The organism is Candidatus Nitrotoga sp. 1052 (genome assembly GCF_927312905.1).
Taxonomy (GTDB): domain Bacteria; phylum Pseudomonadota; class Gammaproteobacteria; order Burkholderiales; family Gallionellaceae; genus Nitrotoga.
Genome location: NZ_CAKMHQ010000037.1, coordinates 52,207 through 78,273 on the forward strand (window position 1 = coordinate 52,207; position 26,067 = coordinate 78,273).

Here is a 26,067-nt window from a genome sequence, read left to right on the forward strand (position 1 = left end):
TATCTGATCCTGATATGTTTAAAAGCGATAGACCACGGTTATAAGTGCAGTACGTCCGCTCCCGGGTACCGAGCGCCCGCCATTAGATGGAATCAGTGAGCCGATATAGTCCTTGTTGGTCAGATTAAGAAGATTCAACCGGATATCATACTTAGGCAGATGATAGGCAACCGTGCCATCCCAGCGAGTGTAGCCAGCGGCGGAAACAGTATTGGTGTTGTTGGCAAAGCGTTCGGACATATAGGTGGCCCCGCCACCGGTTTCCCATTGCGGGGTCAATTTGTAGGTCGTCCATAACGTGGCCATGTCGTTTGGTGTATTAGCCAGATCTTTTCCTTGCGTTCCTTCCAACGCTGACGCTCTGACAATCGTGGGGTTAAGATGCGTATAGCCGCCCATGAGTTGCCAGTTGCGCGTGATACGACCCGCTGCGCCAAATTCAAAACCGGTGACGCGCACGTCCCCGTTAGAGATGTAGATCCCGGGCGACACTTGCGAGCGCGAATTGGTCTTTTCAATATCGAACAAGGCCGAGGTCAATGATAGATTACCGTCTAACACATCCCATTTGGTACCTATTTCGTAGGAGCGACTTTTTTCTGGTTCTAAAGTTTGCGTACCTGCGGTTGCCGTCAGTGTTTCCAATGAGGGGTTAAAGGAGGTGCCATACGATGCATAGTATGATTGCACATTATCCGGCTGGTAAATCACGCCGCCCCTTACGCTGGTGAAACTGACGGTTTGATCGGCTCTAAGAAGCGGCGGTGTCGCGGTGCTGATGGTGTTGGTCAGGCCCGCCTTGAAGCGATCCCAGCGCACGCCGCCGACGAGCTTCCATTGCTTGTTCAATTCGATCGTGTCGTTGATATATGCGCCAACTGAAGTCGCTTCTGAATCTGCGTTATTTCCGATCGTTTTTACGGAATTGGCCGGGGTAGAAAGGTAGGCTGGATTGACCAGCGATACGACTGGCAAGTTGCTACGGGCAGTAGCCTGAGAGTCGAAGATCTCACGGCTGAGTGCTACGCCGGCGATCATCGTATGCTTGAGGGTGCCGGTATCGAATTTTGCGATCAGATCGGTCTGATTGTTGATCATTTGATTTTTGAACACGCGATCATGGCTGGCGAGCCTGACAGACAGTGCACTCAAGGGCAGCGTGGTTCGGTTTCCAGCGGCTTGAGTGGTGAACGGGGTAAATACGCCGCCGGCAAGGGTGCCCACAGCGTTAAGACCAGTTGCTTGGGCGTCAGTGTTGTAATAGCTATATTGCAGCTGATTACGCAGTGTCATGTTCGAATTCAACTTGTGTTCGATGAGACCACTTAAAATCGCTGTTTTTTGCAAGACACTATCGTCTGTCAAGCCGTAATAAGTGTCGCGATGAACATTGGCCGGACGGCCATTGATGGGGGGAATTCCATAATCCACCATGTCGTTGTTGTGAGAGATGATTGCTGACAACGTGACTTCAGTCGGCGTGCCGATTCCAAAACGCAGTGACGGTGCAATCCCAAAGTCTTTATTGGTAATGACGTCGCGTGTCGTTTGCGCTTTTTGACCCATCATGGTAACGCGGAACGCGGAAGTATCCGACAATTTACGGTTAAAGTCCCCTGTTGAGCGTACCCCACCATTGGTGTCGATGGTCCCGGTAATTTGATTTGAATCGCCTAATAGCGGACGTTTGCTGACCTGATTGATGACGCCCCCGGTGGAACCACGCCCAAACAGCATGGACGATGGACCTTTTAATACTTCGACCGACTCAAGATAGTAGGTGTCGCGATAATACTGACCACTGTCACGCATCCCATTAAGATACATGTCGGTCCGTGCTGTGAAGCCGCGCAGGTTGATGTTGTTACCGATCTGCCCGCCTTCGGCGCCGCCTACAGTAATGCCGGGTACGTTGCGTAAAGCCTCCGCCAACGAGGCGATGCTCTGAGAATCCATCAGGGCGCGATTGACTACCGTGACTGTCTGCGGAACATCGCGTAAGGGTGTCGGCGTTCTAAAGCCGGCAAAAGTACCCGCTGCAAAATCGTCATTCACCTTTTGACTGCTAACTTTAATTTCCGGCAGCTCGGTGGCATCGATTGAGTTATCGTTTTTGCTATCGTTTGTGGTCGTTTGTGCAAAGGCTGGGCTGTAGAGTTGTTGTAATGCCAGCGCTACCAATAATGCAGGACGTGTTTTTTTGAATTTCATGAGCTCCCCTGTTCTTTAAATAAAAAAAGGTGGCTGGCTGGTGAAAAAACACGTGGCTGGCTTCCATATTAAGTGAAAATTCGGTTAATTAATGCCAATTATCGTCCTGAATAGCAACATTAAAATATCCGCATGATTCGGTTCCGGTGCGATGGATGGTTGGACTTACTTTGAAAAACTAAGCGTGACAGTATGGTTCTCGCTGGAGTAGGCTTTACCCTCGAATGCTCCGGGATGGTTTTCTTTGTGCTTAGCTTCTGCGACATAGAGGCCTGGTTCTGGCAGTGAATAATTCGTTTCGCCATTTTCGTCTGTGTGTAGGGGTTTTTCCCATCCGTTGGGCGCAACAAGAACAATCTCAGCCTTGGCCAGTGGCTTGCCCATGAAGCTTAAGCGCAACTTGTTTGCGTTTTGCTGTATATCCAACGGCAAGCTGCCCCCTTTGCCTTGCCGCGCATACAAGAAACCCCTTTGCACAGGAGCGGGCTTATCTCCTTGTGAAGTACGTATGGGTTGCTTGAGTGCCTGCACCAGTACCGTAGCTCCACCGGAGATTGCATAGTAATTGCTGCTGCGATTTGCAGTGACGGACTTTTCTGCACCGGCCGCGTCAACAATGGTGATCATCGGTGTAACGATATTGTCGAGTTTGCCTGGCGAGGTTTCCCGCAGGTTTTCACCATATTCGCCGAAATAAAGTTTGCTCGCAGTGGCGTCACCCTCTAACCATAGCATGTGCGCGGCGGCACTGAGGCTAAGCATGCTGCTCATGGCAGCGGCGAGAATAGTTAGTGTGGATTTCATTAATGCATTCCTTTTTCGAGTTTAATGTGCAGATTGAGTTGAATTACTTCTGACGTACTCGGCAGGGCAGATCGTCGCTTCGCCGGATTCTTTTCAATTTTTAGTTTTATTTTTCTATTTCATAGAGCCTCCGGTTATCGTTTGTATAGGAGCATTAACATTAGCTGTTGCACTTCGAACTTAAATCCGCCTAGTTTTTTAACGGTCGGCAACGCTTTGGAGGATGTCGCTTCCGATTGTTGTGGTGCTGAGTTCTGTGCGAAGACAGGGCTGCAGAGTTGTTGTAATGCCAGCACCACTAGTAACGCGTCGGGTCTTTTTGAAAGTCATGAGTGCTCCCCATTAATTGAATATAAGCGGGCGGCTGGCTTGATTGTCGCAAACCACACCACTTGGCCGGCCCCAGATTATTTGAAAAATCACGAGTGATTTAATGTCGCTTGTTTATCAACGGTGCACTAACTGTTCTTTAGTCATGCAATGTTTGGATTAACAGCCATCACATGAATTGTTGTCATTCACTTACTTATTCTGTACTGCCTTTATGCGGTCAAAATCAACTTGTTGCTATGTGTTAATTGAAGCCGATAAATGCGGCCAGCATGTTCAATTTCTATTTCGCGCTTTAGTTGAAACAAATCCTGACTTTTAATGCGAACAAATGAATTTGTATCAGAGTTGGAAACCGACGCAAATACAATGTCAGCAGTTTCTGTCTTGCGTTGAATTGGCATAGCTATCAAAATCCGCTTAATATAAATAATAACAATTCTCATTATTATTACCTTCTTTTAGAGGGATTGCAAGTTCTTTTGTATTAACTGAATGGTCACCATTTATAACAATTCGGCATGAATGGTAAACCTGGATGGAAGGTGTGAACGAAGCTGAGCTGAGGTAGAATTCGGCATGGACAGTTTCTGTCTATGTTTCAAGTCGTCCTCGCTACCAGTTTATAAATGTTCCAAGTTTCTCAAGTTTAATCACAAATAATTTGCATAGGCTGGTGACAAAATCGCGTTTAATCCGATGGCGGTCAAAGGTATGCGGTATGATTTTTTGGTATTTGTAAGGAAATAATTATGACCGCTTTTCAAGTTCTTAAGCAGCGCCTTCCGCAGGAACCTCATGTTTGGCTGGTTACTGGCGCGGCTGGATTTATTGGGAGCAACTTGGTGGAGACACTCCTCAGGCTCGACCAGCACGTTATTGGCTTGGATAATTTTGCTACTGGTTATAGAGAGAACCTGGAGGAGGTACAGCATTGCGTTACGCCGCAGCAATGGGCTCGGTTTCGAGTCATTGAGGGTGATATTCGCGATCTAAGTGTTTGTCGAGAGGCGGTGTCAGGTGTAGATTATGTACTGCATCAGGCGGCGCTTGGTTCGGTGCCTCGCTCGCTTGAGAATCCTATTCTTACTAACGAAAATAATATCTCGGGTTTTCTCAACATGCTGGTGGCGGCGCGCGATACAGCGGTAAAGCGCTTTGTATATGCGGCTTCCAGTTCAACTTATGGTGATCATCCAGGGTTGCCCAAGGTTGAGAATATAATAGGCAAGCCTTTGTCGCCATATGCAGTGACAAAGTATGTGAACGAGCTTTATGCCGATGTGTTTAGTCGATGTTATGGGTTCCACACAATCGGTTTGCGCTATTTCAATATCTTTGGACGTCGCCAGGATCCTAATGGAGCCTACGCAGCGGTCATCCCGAAGTGGGTGGCCAGCATGATCAAGAATAAACCTGTTTATATCAATGGCAACGGAGAAACTAGCCGTGACTTTTGTTACATCGACAACGCCGTGCAAGCTAATCTTCTTGCCGCGACTATAGAAAATACCGCTTCCACCAATCAAGTCTACAATATCGCCGTCGGGGATAGAACTACGCTCAATAACCTGTTTGATCAATGCCGGACATTGCTCCTGCCGCACTTTCCACATTTGCAAGAATTTAACCCGGTTTACCGTGATTTTCGTGCGGGTGACGTGCTCCACTCTCAAGCGGATATTTCAAAAGCCCAGTCTTTTCTGGGTTATGTGCCTAGTCACTCAATTGCCCAAGGTCTGAAAGAATCAATGGCATGGTATGTTAAAAACCTGGCCTGAATGCTGGAAATGTTATTGAATATCCGGCCTTGGCATGTAATGGTTTCACTAAGTGATAATCGCTTCTTCTGCCTGCAATGGCAGGCGTCGACTGGCCGGAAATACAATGCTGAAGGTACTGCCCTTTCCCTCCTCGCTGGTAATCTCCAGTCGCGCTTGATGTCGGCTAGCTATGTGCTTGACGATGGCCAGCCCCAGACCTGTACCTCCGGTTTCTCGCGAGCGACTGCGGTCCACCCGATAAAAACGCTCTGTCAGGCGCGGAATGTGTTGCGGCGCTATGCCGATGCCACTGTCTTGCACGCTGAAAACTGGCCGATCGCCCTGCTCGTGCCAGCTCACCAAAATCTCGCCCCCCTGCGGGGTGTAACGGATGGCATTTGATATCAGATTACCGAAGGCGCTGCGCAATTCATCCGCGTTGCCAAGCAGAGCGCAACTGCTCGCTAGTTCCAGCCGCAAAGTATGTTTCCCCGCACTCAAAGATTGTCCCTCTTGATGCAGCGCGCGTAAAAGTCCGGATACTTCCACGGTTTCTTCCTGCAAGACATTGAGTGTGTCCTCCAGCTTGGACAGGGTAAGTAAATCGTCCACCAGCCGCTCCATGCGTTGCGTTTGTTCGCCCATCAGGTGCAGCGCGCGGCGCGCCATGCTGTTTTCAAGGTTAGGCATGTCGTGCAAGGTTTCAACAAAACCGTTGACTACCGTAAGCGGTGTGCGTAACTCATGCGACACATTAGCGACAAAATCACGGCGCATGGTCTCAATCCGTTCGAGATGGGTAATGTCTCGGCTGATCAATAGCAGCTTGTTGTCACCATAGGGAATCAGTTTAATGGACAGCGTCAGTCCATCCTGCCGCGCACCGCACAGAACCAGCGGTTCGCTGAAGTCGTGCATGGCGAGGTACTGCACGAATTCAGGCTGACGCGCCAGATAAGTGATCTGCTGGCCGATGTCGCGCTTGCTGTCGAGACCAAAATGTTGCTCGGCAAGCGGGTTGCACCATTCGATGCGGTAGGCTTCATCGAGTATGGCTACTCCTTCTGGCAGCGCCGAGGTGGCCTGCTCCATGTGCTGTAGCGCCGCGACACGTTGCTCATGTTCTTTGCGGTATTGACGTACCATCCTGTTCAGCCGCGTAAACACCTCCCCCCACAATCCCGGACCATCAGGCACCATACGCTCATCAGAATCGGCCAGCCAGTAATCAAGTGCTTCGAGTTGGTGCAAATGAAGAACTAGATGTATCAGCAGAAACATACTAAAGAATAAGGTGGCGGGTAACGCTCCTGCTGTTGCCCACACTAGCAGAGAGAGAAGCAGGAAGATCAATGGAAAAAAAAGTGCGCGCCGCCAAAAATCGAACATGGTGTAGCCTTTAAAAATTACGCTGCGCCATTATTATGGTGCGCAAAGCGGTGGGAAACCACATATCGGCAGGATGCACAAAGATTGCAATTGACGGAATGAATTACGTCTACGCTTTACCCATCCGGTTTAGTTGCATGAAAAACGGTAGCCGCTGCCGCGCACAGTCTGAATCAGCCTGTCGAGGCTGGAGGGTTCAAGCGCTTGGCGCAGACGGCGAATGTGCACATCCACTGTGCGTTCTTCCACAAATACATGATCGCCCCAAACTTGGTCGAGCAGCTGCGAACGGCTATAGACTCTCTCGGGATGGGTCATAAAAAAATGTAGCAAACGAAACTCGGTCGGCCCCAGATCAATCATTGCTCCATTAGCGTTGATACGATGCATCGCTGGCGATAATTCCAGCCCACCCGCAACGACTGTTTCATCACTCATTTGTGGCGCGCGGCGACGTAGCACGGCACGGATGCGAGCCATCAGTTCACGCGGCGAAAATGGCTTGGTTATGTAATCGTCTGCGCCTGATTCCAGCCCCAGAATTTTGTCGCGTTCGTCGGTGCGCGCAGTCAGCATTATGATGGGGATGTTACGCGTTCGTTGATCGGCGCGCAGACGGCGCGCCAGTTCCACGCCACTACTACCGGGCAGCATCCAGTCAAGCAGTATTAGATCTGGCAGCGCATGGTTGATGTGCGTCCAAGCGCCATCGGCATCATATGCCTCGATTGCGCGGTAGCCACATTGCGCTATATTGAATGCCAGCAGTTCCTGTATCGCAGGCTCGTCTTCCACTACCAGAATATTCGCGGTCATTATTTTCTCCGTCGTTCACATGACAAACAACTTGCGATGGTATGACAGAATTGTGACAGTAGCATGACGGCCATGCCCGCTATTCAATCCGATGAGCAGCATGGCGGCGACGCTTCAAATCAGGCAGCAGCGAGCCGACCAACATGCCTGATGCACTCATCAGTAAGCCCGCCAGTTGCGGTGGCCACAGTCCTTCAGGATTAAAAATTTCAAGCAGTAACCAGGAAGACAGGCCCGCGGCAATTGCAAACAACGCACCTTGCGTGTTCGCTCGCTTCCAGTACAGCCCGCACACCAGCGGAATGAATGCTGCCACTAAAGTCACCTTGTAGGCGTTCCCCACCATCGAATAAATACTCGATGTGGATTTTAGCGCAAACAAGGTAACAGCCACGGCGAAGCATACAACGACAACGCGCATGGTCCACAAAAAATGTCGATCGCTCTGGTGGCCGATAATGCCTTTCAGGATGTTTTCGGTGAAAGTCACTGACGGTGCCAGTAAAGTGCCGCTGGCAGTGCTCATAATGGCGGCAAGCAGTGCACCAAAGAACATCACCTGCGCAAACACCGGCGTGTGGTTCATGATCAGCTTGGGCAGAATTAACTGTGCGTTACTGTCGATCAACGCGGCCACCATCATGGGGTCAATCAACGTGGCGGAATAAGCCAGAAAAATGGGAATGAAGGCGAACAGGAAATACAGGACGCCACCGAGTAGCGCACCGCGTATGGCAGTTTTTTCATTTTTTGCGGACATCACACGCTGGAATACATCCTGCTGTGGGATGGAGCCTAGCATCATGGTTACCGCTGCGCCGATGAATGCGAGCACATCTCTGGTTTCAAGCTGCGGCCATAAAATAAGCTTGTTGGCCTGTGCGGCATGGTCTATGACCATTCCTGCCCCACCTGCTATACCGGACAGCAGCCAAGTCAGGTACAACATGCCGACAACGATAATTGTCATCTGAAAAGCATCTGTCAACGCCACCGACCACATGCCGCCGAACAGGGTGTAAACCAGCACGATGCCAGCGCCAACCACCATACCTTCACTGGGTGAAATCGCACCTTGTGTGATGAAGGAGAACACCAGGCCCAACGCTGTAATCTGCGCTGATACCCAGCCCAAGTATGAAGCTATGATGGCCAGGCTGGTAAGTACCTCCACCGTGCGATCGAAGCGTTGCCGGTAATAGTCGCCGATGGTAATCAGGTTCATCTTATAAAGCTTGGCGGCGAAGAATACACCCACCAAAATCAGGCACATGCTGGCGCCAAAAGGATCTTCAACTATTCCCCTCAGGCCCTGCTGGACGAACTTTGTGGATATCCCCAACACTGTTTCCGCACCGAACCAGGTAGCAAACACTGTGGCAGTCACGACATACAGCGGCAAGTGCCGGCCGGCCATCACATAATCTTTGACATTATGTACGCGCGTGGCGGCATACAAGCCGATTCCGATGGAAATCATCAGATAAAGAATGACGAGCCAGATCAGCATGAGTGCCTTGCAAAGTCGTAACAGAATGGTGAATTGTAGCAGTCCTTGGCTGCTATCGAGATCAATAAAAAAGGCTCCCGAGGGAGCCTTTGCGTAGCGTGAAAATAAGCGCTTATAACTTTTCAGCGTACTCGGCCAAATACTTCGCCACCCCCTCAGAAGAGGCATCCATTCCAGCTTTACCCTTGCTCCAGCCAGCGGGACAAACCTCACCATGCTCCTCATGAAATTGCAATGCATCTACCATACGCAGCATCTCATCAATGTCGCGACCAAGCGGTAAATCGTTCACCACTTGGTGTCGTACCACACCGCCACGGTCTATCAGAAACGAGCCGCGGAAAGCCACCCCATCCTTGTGTTCAACGTCATAAGCACGGCAAATCTCGTGTTTAATGTCGGCTACCAGCGGGTAGCGCACTTGACCGATGCCGCCCATATTAACGGGCGTATTTTTCCAAGCCAGATGTGTAAACTGCGAATCAATAGAAATACCGATTACTTCCGTTTGACGCTTCTTGAATTCGTCCAGACGATGATCGAAAGCAATCAATTCGGAAGGACATACGAAAGTAAAATCCAGCGGGTAAAAGAACACCACACCGTATTTGCCGTCCAAGTGGTTATTCAAGCTAAAAGTTTCGTTTATTTCATTGTTGCCCATCACTGCAACAGCAGTAAAATCGGGGGCAAGTTTACCGACGAGAACAGCCATGATTTTTTCCTTTGGTTGACTAAATTGCTAAGGTATGGAATTTAGCGATGGATGGAGTGCCTGTCAACCATAAAACGCTGAGGAAAACTGACAAAAAAGGAGTCCAACGTTTCTAAAAATGCTGGCGATGGAGGGCGAAAATGGAACGGATACCCAAAAAGATTCACGCAGGGTAATTTCGGGAGCAGGCAGTGCAGCTGCTTGAGAGGTAGGTGGGCTGACGGTACCTGAGGTAGAGAAGCAGGTTTTGTTCAGCGACTGGGGGAAATAGTCGTACGCCAGCCGGAGTATCGTCCATAATATTGGCCAAGAAAGACAGAAGATGGAAAATAAAAGGGTAGTGTTCCTTTTCAACATCTCCTTTTAACCCTTATCAACACTCGGAGTGCCTCATGGACCGCGTTGTTCGTTTTAACTGGATTATCCGTTTCGTCAGCGTGATCGCGATCGGTCTGCTGACTACCGCCTGCGCGGCGCTCCCCGAAGTGCGGTATCTCAATAGTTCGCTGTTAGCGCCGGAGAACCCAACGGTGACCAATGCGCAAGGCACCCTCAGCGCAAAGAAATCGAATTCCCTGCTGGCCAAACGCTGGCGCAATTCGCACGTGGATGTCGCAGCGCTGGCGGCGCTGGAAGAAGCGGCTACCGGCAGCCCTCTGATCGCCGGCAACAAAGTCACCTTGCTCTTTGATGGCCCGCAAACTATGGCGGCGATGATCGAGGCGATCAGCGCGGCCAAGGATCACATCAACTTGGAAACCTATATCTTCGATCAGGATGAGTTGGGTATCCGCTTTGCAGATCTCCTGATCGCCCGCCAGCGCGCCGGGGTACAAGTCAATGTGATCTATGACAGCGTTGGCACGATTGGCACGCCGCAGGCATTCTTCGACAAAATGCGCGATGCCGGCATTCATCTGCTGGCCTTCAATCCCGTCAACCCACTAAAGCTGATAGGGCCGTGGGAGCCGAATAACCGCGATCACCGGAAAATTCTGGTCGTCGACGGTGTGGTCGCCTTCACGGGCGGCGTGAATATCAGCAGTACCTATGCCAACAGTTCGCTGTTCCGCTCGAAAGCCAGGCGCAATGCCAAAGTCGGCTGGCGCGATACTCATATAAAGATCGAAGGGCCGGCGGTCGCTGCATTTCAGTGGGCATTTCTAAATACCTGGGCCAGTCAGCAATCCCCGGATCTTCCCGACAGCGATTTTTTTCCGCCCTTAAAAGAGGCCGGCAACAAGCTCGTCCGGGTTCTGGTCAGCGAACCCGGTGGCGATTATGACATTTACAAGGCTTATGTTCTGGCGATACAAGAGGCAAAGAAAACGATACACATTACCTGCGCCTACTTCGTGCCGGACGCGCAGATTCTGCACGCGCTGAGCGATGCTGCGCACCGGGGTGTCGACGTCAAAATAATTTTGCCCGGGGTGACGGACAACGGCCTGGTCTTCCGTGCAGCGCAATCCTTTTACAGCGAAATGCTGGCCAACGGGATCAAGATCTATGAGCTGCAAATCGCGGTCTTGCATGCCAAGACCGCCGTGATCGACAAAGTTTGGTCGACGGTGGGGTCGACCAATATCGATACCCGCAGCTTCATGCACAACAACGAAATCAACGTAGTGGTCTTTGGCGACGAATTCGGCACTGCGATGGAAAATGCGTTTTTAGAGGACTTGCGCTATTCGGCCGAAATTTCCAAGGAAACATGGGAGCAGCGTTCGCTGGGCAACCGGCTTAAGGAATGGGCTGCCCGCAGACTTGAGTATTGGCTGTGATGCGCCCCTAGCTGGCATATTCAAGGCCGGATTTAATTGTGATGGAGTGGTAATGCAAAAGCATTTTTAGTCAAACTCATTGAGCTGGTTGGAATGCCCGCTGTTGATCTACGCCACGGGTGTTACACGTGCCGCGCAATACGCATTTTCTGGCGATCACTCGTAAGGGACTTTGCGAGGACGGGAAGCAAAGCTGCTAAAGGACTTCCCAATAGCGCATCAACGAATGTAAGTACAGCCTAGGTTGCTGTGTGGCCTGAGACTTTCTCGACTGAGGTAGGTGGTTTTAAGGACGACATGCGGTTGTTGCCCCTAACGTTAAGTAGACATCTTTTCAACTCTGTATATAAATACAGTAACGGTAAATAACACTTACAACACCATTGTACAAAATGGATTGTATTGAAACCTGTTCTTGATAGACATCCCATAATATAAATGGGACGCTACTATTTATATAGGTTAGCGAGACTTGAAACCGCCAACCATATACCTGAAACAATGAAAAAATAATCAGCGGCTCAATGTGCTATTCAATGATTTTTCCAACTCTGCAGCAGGTCTGAATCCGGGAATCAGAACACCATCCGCAAAGATCAACGCCGGGGTGCCATTTATGTTTAATTTTTGGCTTAGTTCCATTAATTTCGCGGTAGGGGCGTCGCATGTTCCCACAGGTGGTTGTACGTGGTTCAGCATCAAATTGTCCCACGCTTTGACTTGATCCTTGCTGCACCAAACACCTTGTACCTTTTTGTCGGAACCTTGGAATATGGATAGCATGAATAAATAAAGTGTGACGTTGTCCACATTCTTCAACTCACTTTCCAGTTTTTGGCAGAAGCCACAATTCGGATCGCTAAAATATGCCATCTTCCGCTGACCGTTACCTTTAACCTTTTTTATTGCAAGATCGAAGGGCAGGCTGTTGAAGTCTATAGCGAATAATTTGCGTGAGCGCTCTTCCGTCAGGTTGCGCATGGTCTTCAGGTCAATGATGTTGCCGGTGAAGAGGTACTGTGCTTTCTCATCAGTATAAAACAGCTGGCCTTGCGCCACCACTTCGTACAGTCCAAGAATATTGGCCTTGTTGGCTTTTTCAATTTGGCCAAGCTGCGGATAATTCTTTTGCAGCAGGTCTTTGACCTTGGCTGCATCGGCATGAGCATAAGAAAAAGAAAGTGAGGCAAGCAGTAACAGAAACAATTTAATCATGATGAATTCCTGAATTAAGTTAATTAAGTGCGTGGCGCGCCAGCATTTTTTTCAGCGGTGCAAACCGGTTGGTAGCCGCAAGACCGAGATTGCGCGCGGCACGCAGCAGCGGATTGCTGTTATTGAACAACTTCTTCAGCGCATCAGTGGTGAACAGCATGGAAAGGACATCTTCCTTGCGCGCACGTTCATAACGACGCAACAGGTGTATGTTACCGCAATCTTGTTGTGCGTCACGTTGCAGCAACACTTGCGCCAGCTGGCGCGCATCGCGGAAGCCCAGGTTGACGCCTTGGCCGGCAAGAGGATGTATGTTGTGCGCGGCATCGCCCACCAGCGCCAGACGTGGCTTGATGATTTGTGGCAGGTTTAACAAACGCAGTGGGAAAGCGGCGGGAGGGGTGACCAGTTGCAGTGCGCCCAGGGTGTGGTGCGAGGCGGCAGCAACTTGTGCACAGAGCTCTTCATGCGGCAGTTGCAGCAAGACCTCTGATTTCTCCGGGCTTACCGACCACACCATTGAAACCATCTGCTGCGGCAATGGCAGCAAGGCGAGAATGCCGTCCGGCTGAAACCATTGAAAGGCCGTGGCGCGGTGTGATTTTTCAACGGTGAAATTCGCTACTACACCATGCTGATTATAAAGTGTAGGCGGTGCAACGATTCCGGCCTGTTGTCGCACCCAGGAATTCCCCCCATCCGCGCCGACCACCAGTTTTGCCTTGAGCGTTCGCCCGCCTTCCAGTTGCAGGTACGCGGCGTCATCATGCCAGACCAGGCTGGCACAGTGCGCCGGGTGAAACAGAGTTAAATTGTCCTGCTCTTGCAATCCTTGCCACAGCGCTTGCTGCAGCAGACGATTTTCCAGGATGAACGCCAATTCCGGCACGCCCAGTTGATAAGCACTGAAATCAAGTTCCATGTCCTCATCGCCAAACACGCGCATGGTTTCGACCGGCTGCACGCGGTTCATATCCAGTTGTTGCCAGGCATCGCATTGCGTAAGAAAGGCAGCTCCGCCGGGACTGATAGCATAGATGCGGTTGTCCCAGCCCTCATCAGAGTGGGCGGTGGGTTGGGTTTCCACCAGAGCCATGTTCAATCCGCTTGACTTGAGCGCTGCGGCCAGACTGGCACCAACCAGGCCGCCGCCTATAATCAGGACGTCGAATGTCATCGCTAAAATATTTTTTCACTTCTGGACGAGTGATGATAGCACGGGACGTTTGATTAATTTATAATCCGTCTCCTTTCGGAAAACGTCATGCGCATCGGTCCCTATCACCTCAAGAACAACCTGATCGTTGCCCCCATGGCGGGAGTGACCGATCGTCCATTTCGCATGTTGTGCAAAAGTATGGGCGCAGGCATGGCGGTGAGCGAGATGGTGTCTTCCAATTCTCTGCTCTACGGATCCGAGAAGACCAAGCGGCGCGCCAATCACGAGGGCGAAGTCGATCCCATCTCGGTACAGATTGTCGGTGCCGACCCCAAAATGCTGGCGCGGGCCGCTCAATATAATGTGGATGAGGGCGCACAAATCATCGACATAAACATGGGTTGTCCCGCGAAGAAAATTTGCAATGTGATGGCCGGTTCTGCGCTGTTGCAGGATGAAGCACTGGTAGCGCGAATACTGGAGGCAGTGGTAGGCGCGGTGGCCGTGCCGGTGACGCTTAAAATACGTACCGGCTGGGATAAGCAAAACCGTAATGCAATTCGAATCGCCCAAATCGCCGAGGCGAGCGGCATTCAGGCACTAGCCATTCACGGCCGGACTCGTGCTTGCGCTTACACCGGCGATGCGGAATATGACACAATCACCGCAGTGAAGGCCAACGTCAACATCCCGGTTATCGCTAACGGCGATATCACCACCCCGGAAAAAGCTCGCTATGTTTTACAGCAGACTGGCGCGGATGCCGTGATGATAGGGCGCGCCGCACAAGGGCGCCCGTGGTTGTTTCGCGAGATTGAACATTTCATCAAGACCGGCACACATCTACCCGCACCGCAAGTGGACGAGGTGCATCGCGTGCTGCTTAAGCATGTATATGAGCTTTACTCGTTCTACGGTGAACACACGGGTTTGCGCGTGGCGCGCAAACACATCTCCTGGTACACAAAGGGCCTGATTGGTTCTGCGCATTTTCGCCATCATATGAATCAACTGGAAAGCAGCGCAGAACAATTGATGGCGGTACATGATTTTTTTGATGGGCAACTACAGGGCGGCGAGCGCCTACAGTACGTTGAGGGGCTGGCTGCATGAAAAGAGAAGATGATTGTACGTTGGGAGAAAACGACGTTGCGAAATATGTTCGCAAGGCAGTGGACGATTATTTCAAGGATCTTGACGGCGAAAATCCTTCGTGTGCGGTGTATGACATGGTGATGAATTGCGTTGAGAAGCCATTAATCGAAGCCGTTCTACAACATGCTGGCGGCAACCAGACGCGAGCAGCCGAATTATTGGGGCTTAACCGCAATACATTGCGCAAGAAAATTCAGCAACACAGTACTCCGAGCGCAACTTCGAATTTGCGGCCAAATGCCCGACCCGAACGAAGGGCTGTTCAAAGGCCTGATCTTGTTAAAACGAACGAAAAGAAAAATTAACTATGGCAGCAATCAAACAAGCCCTCATCAGTGTGTCGGACAAATCCGGCATACTGGAATTCGCCAAGGGTTTGCAACAACTAGGCGTTACCATCCTGTCCACTGGTGGCACGGCCAAGATGCTTGCCGATAACGGCATTCCGGTCACGGAAGTGGCCGATTACACTGGCTTCCCCGAGATGCTGGATGGACGCGTGAAGACACTGCAACCGAAAGTCCATGCTGGAATTCTGGCGCGACGGGACCTGCCGGAACATGTCGCCACGCTGGAGAAGTACAGCATTCCGACCATTGATCTGGTAGTGGTGAATTTATATCCGTTCGGCGCCACCGTTGCCAAACCCGATTGCACGCTGGCAGATGCCATCGAGAACATCGACATTGGCGGACCTACCATGGTGCGCGCCGCAGCGAAGAATCATCAACATGTAGCCATCGTCACCGACTCAAAAGACTACAGCACCATTCTGACCGAAATGCATGCTAATGGCGGCGCGGTTTCCAGCGCCACGCGGTTCGATCTGGCGAAAAAAGCTTTTTCGCACACTGCCGCGTATGACAGCGCGATCAGCAATTACCTTACTGCAATTCACTCCGACGGCACACGCAGCGAGTACCCGGCACAAATCAACTTCAACTTCGCCAAAGTGCAGGACATGCGCTACGGCGAAAATCCTCATCAAAATGCAGCCTTCTACCGTGACCTGAATGCAGTGCCGGGCGGCATTGCCGATTACACCCAATTGCAAGGCAAGGAGCTGTCCTATAACAACATTGGCGATGCCGATGCGGCGTGGGAATGCGTCAAGACATTTGAGCAGCCCGCCTGCGTCATCGTCAAGCACGCCAATCCGTGCGGCGTGGCGATTGCCGATGCACCGCTCAATGCCTACAAGTTGGCTTATACAACGGATCCCACCTCCGCATTCGGCGGCATCATCGCTTTTAACCGCGAGCTGGATGCAGATACCGCAACCACTATTACAGCCAATCAATTTGTTGAAGTGATTATTGCGCCATCAGTGACTGAAGCGGCACGACAGGTCGTGGCAGCAAAACAAAATGTGCGTCTGCTCACCGTGCCAATGTCCAGGTCACACAATCAATATGATTTTAAGCGAGTGAATGGCGGCTTACTGGTGCAATCACCTGATACTTTGGACGTACAAGCCGAGCAATTGCGCGTGGTTACCAAAGTACAGCCGAGTGCTGAACAATTACAGGATCTGCTGTTCGCCTGGCGCGTGGCGAAGTATGTGAAATCAAATGCCATCGTGTTCTGCAAAGATGGACGCACGCTAGGCGTAGGCGCCGGACAGATGAGCCGGGTAGATAGCACTCGTATCGCCACAATCAAGGCACAAAATGCGACTTGCAGCCTGGTTGATTCAGTTGTTGCGTCAGACGCCTTCTTCCCCTTCCGTGATGGCGTGGACGTGCTGGCCGAAGCAGGCGCGAAAGCAGTAATCCAGCCCGGTGGCAGCATGCGCGATGAGGAAGTTATTGCAGCAGCGGATGAACATGGGCTGGTTATGGTGTTTACGGGTTATCGACATTTCAGACATTAAGAGCTTTAACCACAGAGACACAAACCCGCCTTACTTGCTCCAAGTATTTTGTCTTTGTGACCTCTGTGACAAATTTGGGGTTATGTTATGAAAGTTCTGGTTGTTGGGAGTGGTGGTCGAGAACACGCACTGGCATGGCGTCTGGCGCAAGCCACCAAAGTGCAGAGAGTGTACGTCGCTCCAGGCAATGCCGGTACAGCGCTTGAAAGCGGCGTGGAAAATATTGCCATCACAGCAATTCCCGATCTCATCGCATTCGCGCAACGCGAGCAAATCCACCTTACTGTAGTCGGCCCGGAAGTACCGTTGGCATTTGGCATAGTGGACGACTTTCGTGCCGCTGGACTGAAAATTTTCGGCCCAACCAAAGCGGCGGCACAACTGGAAAGTTCAAAAGATTTCGCCAAAAATTTCATGGTGCGCCACCATATCCCCACTGCACTTTATCAAACCTTCAGCGAGATAACGGATGCGTGTGCTTACGTGGATAAACATGGTGCGCCCATTGTGATCAAGGCTGATGGTTTGGCTGCAGGCAAGGGCGTGGTCGTAGCAATGACAGTACAGGAAGCTCATGAAGCCATAACCATGATGTTGTCCGGCAACAAATTGGGTGATGCCGGCGCGCGCGTGATAATCGAGGAATTTCTGGTTGGCGAGGAAGCCAGTTTCATCGTCATGGTGGATGGCAAACATGTGCTGCCACTGGCGACTAGCCAGGATCATAAACGGCTACTGGATGGCGATCATGGCCCCAACACCGGCGGCATGGGCGCATATTCTCCTGCACCGGTGGTGACACCGGAGCTGCATGCGCGCGTGTTGCGCGAGGTGATACTTCCAGTGGTGCAGGGCATGGAAAAAGAAGGGATCACTTACACCGGTTTTCTATATGCCGGCCTGATGATAGACCCACAAAATAATTACAAGGTGCTAGAATTTAATTGTCGCATGGGCGATCCAGAAACCCAGCCCATCATGTTGCGCCTGAAGAGCGATTTGCTTGTGCTACTGGAGCATGCAGTCAACGGCACGTTGAATAAGGTGGAGGCGGAATGGGACAGACGCGCTGCGCTCGGTGTGGTACTGGCCGCCGCCAACTACCCCGATACGCCGCGAAAAGACGATTTCATTACCGGCCTGCCCAAAGCACAGGAAGATGCACATGTGTTTCATGCCGGCACCATCATGCACGATGGCAAGGTGGTCACCAGCGGTGGACGCGTGTTGTGCGTTACTGCGTTGGGCGATAGCGTGAAAATTGCTCAGCGCCGTGCTTATCAAGTTGCCGAGAACATTCATTTCGAGGGCTGTCAGATGCGCCACGATATTGGCTATCGCGCTACCCTGCCCAGGAAATAACGACCTCTTCAGAAAGTTGCTGTTTCAATTCCACAGAATATCGGTATGGCTTGGGCTATTCCCACATACAAGCGTGCGATGCAGCATCTGTCAAGGCTCAAGGAACGCGTGCATGAATGAGTGATAATTCATCCGCAAATAAATACGAAACCAATCGGAGGAAGCATGGATAGTGCCGCAGTCAAAAAATTCTTGTTCGAGTTGCAAGACACGATTGTGACTTGTTTGGAACAGGTGGACGGCAATAAATTTCGGCGTGACAGTTGGGATCGCCCGGAAGGTGGCGGCGGCCGAAGCTGCATCCTCGAAGAAGGAAATGTCCTGGAACGCGGCGGGGTAGCTTTCTCTCATGTAACGGGCGACAAGATGCCTCCTTCCGCTACGGCACATCGTCCGGAATTGGCAGGATGCACATGGGAGGCGATGGGCGTGTCATTGGTATTCCACCCGCGTAACCCTTATGCACCCACTGTGCATATGAATGTGCGCATGTTCATGGCGAAAAAAAATGATGGTGAAATCGCATTCTGGTTTGGCGGTGGAATGGATTTGACCCCCTATTATGGTTTTGAGGAAGATGCCGTGCATTTCCATCAGACTTGCCAGAACGCGCTGGCGCCGTTTGGCAATCATCTCTTTCCAAAATACAAAAAGTGGTGCGATGAATATTTCTTTATCAAGCATCGCAATGAACCTCGTGGTGTGGGCGGTATCTTCTTCGACGACTTGAGCGAGCCAGATTTTGCCACTGCTTTTGCCATTCAACAAAGCGTTGGGAATCACTTTATTTCCGCCTATGTGCCTATCCTTGAACGCCGCAAGAACACGCCCTATGGTGAGCGTGAACGTGACTTTCAGCTTTATCGGCGCGGGCGTTATGTCGAGTTTAATCTGGTAATAGACCGTGGCACTATCTTCGGGCTGCAAAGCAATGGGCGTATCGAATCTATTTTGCTTTCCATGCCACCACTGGTGAAGTGGCGCTATGACTGGCACCCGGAGAAGGACTCGCATGAGGCAGAGTTGTATGAGAAATTTTTAGTGCCCAAGAATTGGGTGTAGATTTCGCTGTTGGTTATTTGAAGTTAGTTATTGAACCAATAATTGCAGTGCAACTTGCAGTTCAACCAAGTTGATCGGTTGCGAATATATCCTCAAGCGATGCGTCCGCCGCTGACCCGCTCTATTCCCGCCAGATCACACGCCGAGAACACTACGTCGAACCCCGCCTGCTGCAGCAGCTCACGAACCTGTGCGGCTTGGTCGTAGCCATGCTCAAGGAGCAACCAGCCACCGGGTTCAAGATAGTCTGGAGCATGAGCCGCAATATGACGGATATCGTGCAGGCCATCGCCGCCTGATACAAGTGCGGATATTGGCTCAAAGCGCACATCGCCCCGCGCCAAATGGGGGTCGCCAGCCGCAATGTAGGGCGGATTGGATACAATGATGTTGAATTTTTGAGCCTTGAATGCCTCGAACCAGTCACTGTGTATGAAAGCTGCATTGGCGATGGCCAGTTGCCGTGCGTTTGCGTGCGCAACCGCCAGTGCCGTAGTGGAAGCATCGCAGCCAAGCACCTCAACATCTGGGCGCGCATGGGCGAGCGCCAGAGCAATTGCACCACTGCCCGTGCCCAGGTCGAGCACACGACATAAACCCTGCTGCGAGATACGCGGCAAGACCAGTTCAACCAGTAATTCAGTTTCTGGACGGGGAATGAGAGTAGCGGGCGTCACCTTGAGCATTAGCCCGAAGAATTCGCGTTCACCCAATAGATAGGCAACGGGCTCCCCCCGAAGGCGGCGCTGCAACAATTCATGGTAACGGATTTGCTCGGTTTCGTTCGGATAGTGCTCGGAATGCGCCAACAACCAGGCGCGCGGGACATTTAACACTTGTTGCAACAAACACTGTATTTCGATGCGTGCGCTGCTGGGGTTTATCGCCAGCGCCTCAGTCAGACGTACTGCATCCTGAAGCAGAGCTTCTTGTATGGTGCGCAGCAAGTTCAGCTGCTACCTTCATTCGCTAGCGCTGCCAACTGTTCTGCCTGATATTCCGCCATCAATGCGTTGCACATCTCGCTGATGTCGCCATCCATAATGTGATCCATCTTGTACAGTGTGAGGTTAATGCGATGGTCGGTGATACGGCCTTGCGGGAAATTGTAAGTGCGTATGCGTTCCGAGCGATCGCCGCTACCTACCAGCGACTTGCGCTCGGCGGCCTGCTTGGCGTGAGCGGTACGCTCTTCTTTGTCCTTGATGCGCGCGGCCAGAACCGCCAGCGCTTGGGCCTTGTTTTTGTGCTGCGAACGGCCATCCTGGCATTCCACCACGGTACCCGTAGGCAGGTGTGTTACGCGTACGGCCGAATCGGTTTTATTAATATGCTGACCGCCCGCACCCGAAGCGCGGAAGGTGTCGATGCGTAAATCGGCAGGATTCAACACCACATCGCTGACTTCATCCGCTTCCGGCAGCACTGCCACGGTGCAGGCCGACGTGTGAATTCGACCTTGCGTTTCGGTGGTGGGCACGCGCTGTACTCTATGTGCGCCAGACTCAAACTTCAGTATCGAATATGCACCCTGCCCGACTATGCGTGCGATGATTTCCTTGAAGCCGCCCTTTTCACCGCAACTTTCGGAAATGACTTCAACCTGCCAGCGGTTACGTTCGGCAAAACGCGCATACATGCGAAACAGGTCGCCGGCAAATAATGCCGCCTCGTCGCCGCCTGTGCCCGCGCGGATTTCCAGAAATACGTTGCGATCGTCATTGGGATCCTTAGGCAGCAATTGCCTCTGCAAATCCACCTCGATCTGCTCCAGCCGTTCGCGCCCTTGCTTCACTTCAGCCGTAGCAAATTCGCGCATTTCCGGGTCATCCGCCATTTCCAGTGCGGTTGCGATATCGTCAGCGCAGGCTTGATGGGCATGGTACAGCTCCACCACAGGATCCAGCTCCGCGCGTTCGCGGTTGAGCTTGAGGTAGTTTTCCATATCGCGAGTGGCATTTTCGCTACTTAACAGACGGCGGACTTCGTCCAGACGCTCGCCCAATTGGGCGAGTTTAGTGGCAATGCTAGGTTTCATTCGGGGGCGCGCATGTGATAAATACGGTGCACCATATCAAGGAAAGCGTCGCGCTCTTCGGCTTGTACATGATTCAGAGCATGGGTTGGCGCGTGCAAAAATTTATTGGTAAGCGCATTGCTCAAAGATTCCAGTACCTTTTCCGGCTCTTCGCCTTTGGTCAGCAGGCGCAAGGCTTTTTCCATCTCGTGCCGACGCTGGCGTTCAGCATGATCACGCAACGCTCGGATAGTGGGCACGACCTCACGTGATTCCATCCAGTGAATAAAATCCACCACACCAGAATTTATAATCACTTCGGCTTCTTTCACCGCACCCTGACGTGCATCCAAGCCATCGCGCACAACTTCGGACAAATCATCAACGGTATACAGAAACACATCGTCCAGTTCGGCTACTTCAGCTTCAACATCGCGCGGTACAGCGAGATCGACAATGAAAAGAGGGCGGTGCTTGCGCGCTTTGAGCGCGCGCTCGACCATGCCCTTGCCCAGTATCGGCAGCGGGCTGGCGGTACTGGTCACGATGATATCGTGCTGCGCCAGTTGTTCCGGCAATTCACTCAACGTGATGGCATGTCCGCCAATGCGCCGCGCCAACACTTGGGCACGCTCCAGGGTACGGTTTGCAACGGTAATGTGCTTTGGTAATTTAGCCGCAAAATGCACGGCATTCAGTTCGATCATCTCCCCCGCGCCGATGAGCAATACACTCTGTTCGGCAATGCTGGGGAAAATGCGCTCGGCCAGCTTTACCGCCGCCGCCGCCATGGAAATTAAATTTGATCCAATTTCGGTCTGGGTACGCACATCCTTGGCCACCGAGAAGGTGCGCTGGAATAGCTTATGGAGCAGAAAGCCCAGCGTGCCTGCCTGCTCCGCATAACGCACCGCCTGCTTCATTTGGCCCAGAATTTGCGGTTCACCCAGCACCATCGAATCCAATCCGCTGGCGACGCGAAAAGCGTGTTTCACCGCCTGCTCATGCGGCAAAGTATAGAGATACGGCTCAATTTCACGCGGCTGTAATTCATGATAACTAGCTAGCCAGTTAATGATCTGCGCCGGCTTGTGCGTACTGCAATACACCTCGGTGCGGTTGCAGGTGGAAAGTATGGTCGCTTCCTTGGCTGCGCCCTGCCCGACCAAGTCGCGTAGGGCTGGCTCCATTGCATCGACATTGAACGCAATCTGCTCACGCACAACAAGTGGCGCGGTCTGATGGTTAATGCCGAAAGCGAATAATTGCATAGTCCGGAAAAGACCAAAAATTAAACAAGGGCGCAATTATAGTTGCTAGCCACCCTCAATACCAGCCAACTAAAATCGAATAAAATTTATAAATTGTGGAACAATCACAACAATGCGAGCTTCAATCGCAATTTTTCAAAATTCCATAACTTCTGCGGCCCAAGAGAGAGGCAGTTTATTATGCAGAAAAATGCAAGATGCTGAAAAATATTGCTTTCACGAAAAGATTGAGAAACAGCCCTACGTCAGTTTCGTGACCTGACTTTCGTAACCTTGCTTAATATCAAACTTATAAATGTTAGCCTGACATTAGGGATCACTTTGCTTTTAAAGTTCAAGTCTCCGTCAGCCTTGTCATACTGAACAAAATGATGTGTAATATCGCGATGGAAAAAGACAATAAATACAGAATAAAAATCACCACTGAAGTAAATTATTTGGCCGAGCAATCGGATGAGGCCGATAATCGCTTCGTTTTCGCTTATACCATCACCATAACTAATGAAGGCGATACCACTGTCAAGCTGATCAGCCGTCATTGGATTATTACCGATGCCAATCAATATGTGCAGGAAGTGCGCGGTCAGGGAGTCGTGGGTGAGCAACCGGTTCTCAAGCCAAACCAGAGTTTCGAATATACCAGCGGTACGGTGCTCGCCACACAGGTGGGCACTATGTCTGGCAGCTACCAGATGGTAGCGGAGGACGGCACTAAATTTGACGCGCCCATTCCCCAGTTCGTATTGAGTGTCCCGCGCGTGTTGCATTAACGCAATGTCGTTAAAGACCAGCTATCGTTTCATCGCCCCGTTTTATGATGTCTTCATTGATCGCGCTACTCGTAGCGCGCGCCAGCAAAGTCTGGCACGGTTGCCGCAACAAGGTGTAGCGCGCGTGCTGCTTAGTGGTGCAGGCACCGGGTTGGATTTCCCTTTTTTACCGCCTCGCCATGAATACACCGCACTAGAACTGACCAGTGCAATGCTGGAGCGGGCAAAGAAAAAGGCTGCCGGATTACGCATGCAGTGGGTACGGGGCGACAGCATGGCCTTACCATTCGCTTCAGATAGTTTCGATTATGTAGTGCTGCATCTAATCATGGCGGTAGTACCGCGACCGCAATATTGCCTGGCAGAAACGGCGCGCGTGCTCAAGCCGGGTGGTCATATTCTGATCTTCGATAAGTTCCTGCGCCGTGGAGAACACGCTTGGGTGCGGCGCGGTCTGACCCCCCTGATGGGACAGCTGGCCACACGGCTGGACGTGGTGTTTGAGGAGGTGCTGGAAGCTGTACCGGGATTGCGGGTACTGGCCGATGAGCCTGTGCTTGCAAACGGTTGGTTCCGCTTGATTGAATTGCATAAGGATACCTCTAATAATTAGAACAATTCCGATCAGATTCCGCCGCAACTCGCACCATTTCGCTACCACCACCCGGTAATATGTTGCACGACGTAAAATAAGAACAATAAAAAAATCGGATAAACTTAAGCCGATTATGAAAGAAACCATCGTCACTTCTTCTTCTCGCGCGCGTCTGCGCACTTACCTTGCCGCAGGTTACGCACTGTTCATCGTGTATGCCAGCTTATCGCCGTTTTCGGGCTGGCAAGAGCAGGGGTTGGAATTTTCTGCTGTATTGGCGTTGCCGTTATTGCTGCAATACACTTGGTTCGATGCCGCCGCTAATCTGCTCGGTTATCTACCGTTTGGGCTGTTGCTTGGGCTGGCACTACGCGCGCGCTTCAGCGTAAGCTGGACTGTATTGCTTGCCACGTTGGGCGGAGTAGTACTTTCCGCCATGATGGAATACGCGCAAATGTATTTGCCTGTACGTATTAGTTCCAATCTCGATTTGCTTGCCAACAGTGGCGGCGCGCTGGCGGGTGCGTTTTTGGCAGTTAGCATTGCGCCACGTGAATGGTTTGCTCTGCACCTGACGCATTGGCGCATGCGTTTATTTCATGGCGGAGGAGGAGTGGATTTCGGCTTGGCGTTGGTGGCGCTGTGGATGTTCGCGCAAGTCAATCCTTCGCTGCCCATGCTGGGCAATGTGTTCATTAGCGAAGTGGCGCGGGCACCTTTTGTCGTGGTGCAGCCTGAACCGTTTAATTGGATGGAAAGCATGGCGGTACTGCTCAATATGCTGATGCTGGGAATGCTGCTGCTAACCTTGCTGCGCATACGCCGCCAAGCAGCAAACACGCTGCTGCTGGTATTGTGTGCGGTGGCAGTGGCCAAGTTCACCGCAGCAGCCATACTACTCAAATCATGGGCATTGCTGTTATGGCTAAACGGTGAGGCCATGCTTGGCATTTTCGCGGGCGTGCTGCTAGTGATTGCTGCCAGCCGATTATCCCGCACACAACTGTCGAAATGTGCTGCACTGGCCGCGCTAGGTTATTGGGTGTTGGCGCACTGGATATTGGATAGCGGTGAGCCTTCTGCAGCCATGCGCCTGTACCAGTGGAATTACGGCCACCTGCTCAACTACAATGGATTGTCGCAAACTATTTCATTGGTGTTTCCGTTTCTCATGCTCGGCTATCTTTGGCGCGTTAAAAGTACATAGCAGTGAGGCTGTATAATTATATTTTTTTCTTGTGAGGTCTTGTATGAGCTACTATCAAAAACATGTTTTCTTTTGCACTAACCAGCGCGAAGAAGGCGCGGAGTGCTGTAATAATATTGGTGCGCAATGGATGCGCGACTATGTTAAAGATAAAGTCCAGGCACTTGGACTATCTAATGAAACAAATCGTATCCGCATCAACTCGGCAGGTTGCATGAATCGCTGTGATGAAGGACCTGTATTGGTGATATATCCCGAGGGGGTGTGGTACACCTATATGGATGAGAGCGACCTCGACGAAATCATCGTTGAACACTTGCAGCATGGGCGTGTGGTGGAACGCCTGAAAATATAATGCCCACAATAGAAAAGGTTTCTGTCCCGGGCCCAGCGGGTACGCTGGAGGTTGTGGCGCATATACCGGATGTGGCACCGCGTGCTATCGCGGTGATAGCGCATCCGCTGCCTACAATGGGCGGAACGATGGAAAACAAGATCGTAACCACGCTCACCAAGACTTTTGCCGAACTAGGATTCGCCGCGTTGCGCTTCAATTTTCGGGGCGTTGGTGCGAGCAGCGGCGAGTTTGATAATGGTATTGGTGAGGTAGAAGATGCACTCACAGTAACCCGCTATGCATTGGGCGAATATGGCAACCTGCCGCTAATCCTATCGGGTTTTTCCTTCGGCGGTTATGTGCAGGCGCGCGCGGCACAGCAATTGTCTGTGCATCACCTGCCTGTGCATCAACTGGTGCTGATCGCGCCGGCAGTGACGCGTTATCCGATGCCGCCCGTGCCGCACAACACGCTGCTGGTACATGGTGAGCTGGATGAAGTGGTCTCGTTGGCGGACGTGATGCAGTGGGCGCGTCCGCAACACCTGCCTATCGTAGTATTACCGGGAGCGGTGCATTTTTTCCATGGCCGTCTGGAACAGTTGAAAGAAATTGTGCGTCACAATTTCATGGGACAAGCGCTATGAGCGGGGTGTTGCTCAATAAATTTGGTTCATCTGACATTTGCGTGGGTAAAAGTTAATCTATCGTCTCGAACTTGG

General features: G+C 51.5%; 23 protein-coding genes and 1 pseudogene. 12 read left to right on the plus strand and 12 right to left on the minus strand.

Annotated elements, in window-relative coordinates; genetic code table 11:
• Positions 1–18: 18 nt before the first annotated feature.
• The 3 genes from MJ768_RS08420 to hemP all read right to left on the minus strand — a co-directional run bounded on the left by MJ768_RS08420 (position 19) and on the right by hemP (position 3,791).
• Complete coding sequence (locus MJ768_RS08420) at positions 19–2,211, minus strand: TonB-dependent receptor (RefSeq protein ID WP_239290339.1); 2,193 nt, start codon at positions 2,209–2,211, stop codon at positions 19–21.
• 165 nt (positions 2,212–2,376) lie between these two features.
• A complete protein-coding gene (locus tag MJ768_RS08425) occupies positions 2,377–3,015 on the minus strand; it encodes a DUF4198 domain-containing protein (protein WP_239290341.1) in 639 nt (212 codons plus the stop codon).
• A gap of 542 nt (positions 3,016–3,557) precedes the next feature.
• Positions 3,558–3,791, minus strand: coding sequence for a hemin uptake protein HemP (gene hemP / locus MJ768_RS08430; protein WP_253073277.1), 234 nt, complete (start codon positions 3,789–3,791; stop codon positions 3,558–3,560).
• Between the two features lie 306 nt (positions 3,792–4,097).
• Here hemP and MJ768_RS08435 point away from each other — a divergent pair, with 306 nt between their 5' ends.
• Positions 4,098–5,126, plus strand: coding sequence for an NAD-dependent epimerase/dehydratase family protein (locus tag MJ768_RS08435; protein ID WP_239290343.1), 1,029 nt, complete (start codon positions 4,098–4,100; stop codon positions 5,124–5,126).
• A gap of 48 nt (positions 5,127–5,174) precedes the next feature.
• Here the strand turns inward: MJ768_RS08435 and phoR are convergent, their stop codons facing one another.
• The 4 genes from phoR to MJ768_RS08455 form a co-directional block, all read right to left on the minus strand.
• Entirely contained in the window at positions 5,175–6,497 is a 1,323-nt protein-coding gene (gene phoR / locus MJ768_RS08440) for a phosphate regulon sensor histidine kinase PhoR (RefSeq protein ID WP_239290345.1), read from the minus strand.
• Between the two features lie 129 nt (positions 6,498–6,626).
• Complete coding sequence (phoB, locus tag MJ768_RS08445; protein ID WP_239290354.1) at positions 6,627–7,313, minus strand: phosphate regulon transcriptional regulator PhoB; 687 nt, start codon at positions 7,311–7,313, stop codon at positions 6,627–6,629.
• Between the two features lie 79 nt (positions 7,314–7,392).
• The gene (locus MJ768_RS08450) at positions 7,393–8,823 is read right to left on the minus strand and encodes a sodium:solute symporter family protein (RefSeq protein WP_239290356.1); all 1,431 of its coding nucleotides are present in this window, start codon (positions 8,821–8,823) and stop codon (positions 7,393–7,395) included.
• Between the two features lie 112 nt (positions 8,824–8,935).
• A complete protein-coding gene (locus tag MJ768_RS08455; RefSeq protein ID WP_239290358.1) occupies positions 8,936–9,538 on the minus strand; it encodes a peroxiredoxin in 603 nt (200 codons plus the stop codon).
• Between the two features lie 392 nt (positions 9,539–9,930).
• Here MJ768_RS08455 and cls point away from each other — a divergent pair, with 392 nt between their 5' ends.
• Positions 9,931–11,322: a cardiolipin synthase gene (cls, locus tag MJ768_RS08460; RefSeq protein WP_239290360.1), complete on the plus strand. Its 1,392-nt coding sequence runs from the start codon at positions 9,931–9,933 to the stop codon at positions 11,320–11,322.
• 513 nt (positions 11,323–11,835) lie between these two features.
• Here cls and MJ768_RS08465 read toward each other — a convergent pair.
• Positions 11,836–12,537 carry a DsbC family protein gene (locus MJ768_RS08465; protein WP_239290362.1) on the minus strand — a complete coding sequence of 234 codons (702 nt, stop codon included), beginning with the start codon at positions 12,535–12,537 and terminating at the stop codon, positions 11,836–11,838.
• 19 nt (positions 12,538–12,556) lie between these two features.
• Positions 12,557–13,714 (minus strand): UbiH/UbiF family hydroxylase, encoded by a 1,158-nt coding sequence (locus tag MJ768_RS08470; protein WP_239290364.1) that lies wholly within the window; start codon positions 13,712–13,714, stop codon positions 12,557–12,559.
• A gap of 87 nt (positions 13,715–13,801) precedes the next feature.
• On the opposite strand from MJ768_RS08470, the gene dusB reads away from it, so the two are divergent.
• The 5 genes and pseudogenes from dusB (at position 13,802) to hemF (ending at position 19,148) form a co-directional block, all read left to right on the plus strand.
• The gene (dusB, locus tag MJ768_RS08475; RefSeq protein ID WP_239290366.1) at positions 13,802–14,809 is read left to right on the plus strand and encodes a tRNA dihydrouridine synthase DusB; all 1,008 of its coding nucleotides are present in this window, start codon (positions 13,802–13,804) and stop codon (positions 14,807–14,809) included.
• A pseudogene (locus MJ768_RS08480) lies at positions 14,806–15,054 on the plus strand (helix-turn-helix domain-containing protein); the annotation flags it as partial. The gene dusB and the pseudogene MJ768_RS08480, both read left to right, overlap by 4 nt.
• A 104-nt stretch (positions 15,055–15,158) precedes the next feature.
• Complete coding sequence (gene purH / locus MJ768_RS08485) at positions 15,159–16,724, plus strand: bifunctional phosphoribosylaminoimidazolecarboxamide formyltransferase/IMP cyclohydrolase (protein WP_239290368.1); 1,566 nt, start codon at positions 15,159–15,161, stop codon at positions 16,722–16,724.
• A gap of 87 nt (positions 16,725–16,811) precedes the next feature.
• Entirely contained in the window at positions 16,812–18,086 is a 1,275-nt protein-coding gene (purD, locus tag MJ768_RS08490; protein WP_239290370.1) for a phosphoribosylamine--glycine ligase, read from the plus strand.
• Between the two features lie 165 nt (positions 18,087–18,251).
• Entirely contained in the window at positions 18,252–19,148 is an 897-nt protein-coding gene (gene hemF, locus MJ768_RS08495) for an oxygen-dependent coproporphyrinogen oxidase (RefSeq protein ID WP_239290372.1), read from the plus strand.
• Between the two features lie 92 nt (positions 19,149–19,240).
• On the opposite strand, the gene prmC is transcribed toward hemF, so the two are convergent.
• The 3 genes from prmC to hemA are packed head-to-tail and all read right to left on the minus strand — an operon-like array spanning position 19,241 to position 22,436.
• On the minus strand, positions 19,241–20,095 hold the full coding sequence (prmC, locus tag MJ768_RS08500) for a peptide chain release factor N(5)-glutamine methyltransferase (RefSeq protein WP_239290374.1): 855 nt from the start codon (positions 20,093–20,095) through the stop codon (positions 19,241–19,243).
• A 2-nt stretch (positions 20,096–20,097) separates the two neighbouring features.
• The gene (gene prfA, locus MJ768_RS08505) at positions 20,098–21,186 is read right to left on the minus strand and encodes a peptide chain release factor 1 (RefSeq protein ID WP_239290376.1); all 1,089 of its coding nucleotides are present in this window, start codon (positions 21,184–21,186) and stop codon (positions 20,098–20,100) included.
• Positions 21,183–22,436 carry a glutamyl-tRNA reductase gene (hemA, locus tag MJ768_RS08510; protein WP_239290378.1) on the minus strand — a complete coding sequence of 418 codons (1,254 nt, stop codon included), beginning with the start codon at positions 22,434–22,436 and terminating at the stop codon, positions 21,183–21,185. The genes prfA and hemA overlap by 4 nt, the downstream gene beginning before the upstream one ends.
• Before the next feature lie 386 nt (positions 22,437–22,822).
• Here hemA and apaG point away from each other — a divergent pair, with 386 nt between their 5' ends.
• The 5 genes from apaG to MJ768_RS08535 all read left to right on the plus strand — a co-directional run bounded on the left by apaG (position 22,823) and on the right by MJ768_RS08535 (position 25,992).
• Entirely contained in the window at positions 22,823–23,206 is a 384-nt protein-coding gene (gene apaG / locus MJ768_RS08515) for a Co2+/Mg2+ efflux protein ApaG (protein WP_239290389.1), read from the plus strand.
• 4 nt (positions 23,207–23,210) lie between these two features.
• On the plus strand, positions 23,211–23,819 hold the full coding sequence (locus tag MJ768_RS08520; RefSeq protein ID WP_239290380.1) for a class I SAM-dependent methyltransferase: 609 nt from the start codon (positions 23,211–23,213) through the stop codon (positions 23,817–23,819).
• Positions 23,820–23,934: 115 nt separating this feature from the next.
• Positions 23,935–25,008 (plus strand): VanZ family protein, encoded by a 1,074-nt coding sequence (locus MJ768_RS08525; RefSeq protein ID WP_239290382.1) that lies wholly within the window; start codon positions 23,935–23,937, stop codon positions 25,006–25,008.
• A 43-nt stretch (positions 25,009–25,051) separates the two neighbouring features.
• Entirely contained in the window at positions 25,052–25,363 is a 312-nt protein-coding gene (locus MJ768_RS08530) for a (2Fe-2S) ferredoxin domain-containing protein (RefSeq protein ID WP_239290383.1), read from the plus strand.
• Positions 25,363–25,992 (plus strand): alpha/beta hydrolase, encoded by a 630-nt coding sequence (locus MJ768_RS08535; protein ID WP_239290385.1) that lies wholly within the window; start codon positions 25,363–25,365, stop codon positions 25,990–25,992. The genes MJ768_RS08530 and MJ768_RS08535 overlap by 1 nt, the downstream gene beginning before the upstream one ends.
• Positions 25,993–26,067 lie beyond the last annotated feature (75 nt).